At 51.9% G+C, this 231-nt stretch carries 1 protein-coding gene; it reads left to right on the forward strand.

Translation table 11 applies throughout. The annotated features are described in order from the left end of the window. On the forward strand, positions 1-231 hold a 231-nt coding region (locus FHD02_RS24655), incomplete at both ends, for a HAMP domain-containing protein (RefSeq protein WP_375336886.1).

Raw genomic sequence — 231 nt, forward strand, 5'->3', positions numbered from 1 at the left:
GTGACCCTGCTGAACAAAAACATTGAGGCGTTGTCCGGCGGTGGTGCTGACCTGACGCAGCGGCTTGCTGAAAGCAAAAGCCATGAGTTCAACAGCATTATTACGAACTTTAATATGTTCATCGCTTTTCTCCAGGATCTTATGCAACAGGTTGGCCAGAGTTCCGCGGCGATTGCATCCGCTTCCCGCCAGATTGCAGGAGGCAACCTGGATCTCTCCTCACGTACGGAA

The organism is Citrobacter sp. EC_71, assembly GCF_019584005.1.
Taxonomy (GTDB): Bacteria; Pseudomonadota; Gammaproteobacteria; order Enterobacterales; family Enterobacteriaceae; genus Citrobacter; species Citrobacter werkmanii.